Source organism: Cupriavidus sp. 05T313 (assembly GCF_056396665.1).
Genome location: NZ_JBFTLX010000462.1, coordinates 1 through 2,267, shown reverse-complemented (window position 1 = coordinate 2,267; position 2,267 = coordinate 1). Strand labels below are relative to the sequence as shown.

The 2,267-nt window shown below is 63.0% G+C and carries 2 protein-coding genes; one reads left to right on the top strand and one right to left on the bottom strand.

The annotated features are described in order from the left end of the window. A partial coding sequence (locus tag AC1DKD_RS40800; RefSeq protein WP_477144700.1) for a contractile injection system protein, VgrG/Pvc8 family occupies nt 1-378 on the bottom strand: 378 nt, incomplete at its 3' end. A 962-nt stretch (nt 379-1,340) separates the two neighbouring features. Here AC1DKD_RS40800 and AC1DKD_RS40795 point away from each other — a divergent pair. Then, nucleotides 1,341-2,267, top strand: a 927-nt coding sequence (locus AC1DKD_RS40795) for an efflux RND transporter periplasmic adaptor subunit (RefSeq protein WP_477144699.1), incomplete at its 3' end; no start/stop codon positions are given.

The window sequence follows — 2,267 nt, the reverse complement described above, 5'->3', positions numbered from 1 at the left end:
GTTCTGGTAGATGCGCGTGGTCCGGACGAGTTCGAGCCGCGCGGCCAGTGGCCGGAGCACGATTTCGTAGGCGAAGAAATCGCGCGTGCGCTTCGTGCGTGAGAACGCCGATATCCACCCCGCGAACCGGCGCGGTTCGCTGCCGTCGCCGGGGTCAATGACGAAGGTCGCATCACAATTGAGGTATTCAGCCCGGTCGAGTTCCAGCGGGTGGGTTAGCCGGATCGTGACGGTATAGAGATCTCCCAATCGCTCCACTGCCTCGAACGACACCACCGACAGTTCCGCCGCGCTGGCCGCGCGCGGAATGTCCAGATGGTAAGCCTGGCGCCCGGGCATCCTTGCGCCGTATGCCTCGAATTTGTCGATAACGCCCATGTCTTCTCCGTTGTCACGCCTGCCGCTTCGCGGCAAGATTCCTGGCGGATTGGTTGCGCACGCCAGGAACGAAAAGTGACTAGGTGCTTTGCACCGCGGCGCACCACGCAACCACGTCTATTCGAAGTCCGGGCTGCAAAACACCGTGAGCTTGGCGCTCCGGCCCGATTCGGCAAACATGCTACTGGGTGAGTGCGGAGAGGATCAATCGGACGTGTCCTATTCTTTGAGGAAATTTAAAAAAATTCCTTTTATGGATTACGGTGCAGTCGCAATGCCAAAGATGGAAGGCGGGGCCGCAGGCCGGCTTTCTCGGCATGGCATGRCCTTCGTGAGACGCCTTTCTGGCGGCGTGCGCACAGCTACGGCAGTACGGCGGCAACCCGTGAAGCGATGACGAAATACCAATTGTTATTCGAAAATCGGAATGCAAAATTCCGTGAAATTTCTCGATACGCTCTGGTGCGGCAGGCATGCTACCGGTAATTGCCACAATGAACATTCGGAAATTTCCCATTCTTCGATGGGAATTTTCGGATATGCGCCTGACCAAACTACGCATTCCTCAGTTAGCGCGAGCCGGGGCGCGGACAGCGCCTGCACGGCAGGCATCGCCCAGTCCGGCCTTCGGGAAAACACGCGGTGCACGTTCATGCACTTTGCGCCATGGCACCGTATTTCGAAGCGCTCCCGCCAGCTCGGCGCGCCACGGGAATGAGGCTGCGCCGGTAACGACACTGTGCAACGCCGCCTCGCCCCGCTCGTGCATCACATGGGCCCGGAGATGCGCTGCATGGGCGTTGCTGGGATGGGCTACGATACAGAGACCGCGGACGGTGAGGCTGATGCAGCGCAACATTCGCACCCGACGTCTTCGCATCCCCTACCCTATGCCAGACACGCCCCTGTCTCCGCCAGGAACGCTGATACGCAGCCGCCTCGTCAGGCGCATCGCGATTGTCGTGGCGATACTCGCAGGCATCGCCGRCACAGGCTGGTACGCAAACCGTACCAAGCCGGTAGCGGTAACGACGGTCAGGGTCGAGCAGGGACGAGTCGAGGCCACTGTCGCCAACACCCGGGCAGGCTCGGTGTCAGCCTGCCGGCGGGCGAAACTGGCGCCGCCGGCGGCCGGACGCATCGAGGTGTTGAATATCCACAAGGGTGATCGGGTGAAGGCTGGCCAGATACTGCTCATCCTCTGGAACGAAGACCTGGTCGCGCGCGAACAGCTCTCGCAAAACCAGTTGCTGACAGCCACCGCGCACGTGCGCGAAGTGTGCGAACTGGCCAAGGCGGCGGCAAGCGACGCCCGGCGCTCGCGGGAACTGGTGGGGAAAGGCTTCGTCTCGCCCCAGGCGGTGGAGCGGACCGATGCCGACGCCGACTCCAGGCGCGCCGCGTGCGAGTCCGCGAAGGCGCAGGTGAAGGAGGCCGGGGCGCGTATCGCCGCCTCGCGCGCGGATACTGCGCGCACGGTGCTGAAGGCGCCTTTCGACGGCGTGGTGGCCGAAGTCAACGGTGAGATCGGCGAATACCTGACGCCCTCGCCGCCCGGCATCCCGACGCTGCCCGCCGTGGACCTGATCGACGACTCGTGCCTCTATGTATCCGCACCGATCGACGAGATCGACGCGGCACGCCTGCAGGTAGGCATGCCGGCGCGCGTCACCCTGGACGCCTATCGGGGCAGGCATTTCGAAGGCAAATTGCGCCGCATCGCCCCCTATGTCCTGGCACTGGAGAAGCAGGCCCGCACCGTTGAGGTCGAGGTCCAGTTCGACAGTCCCGACATCGTCCGCCATCTCCTGGTGGGCTATAGCGCCGATGTGGAAATCGTGACCGATGCCCGCGACCAGGCGCTGCGCATCCCTACCGCTGCACTGACA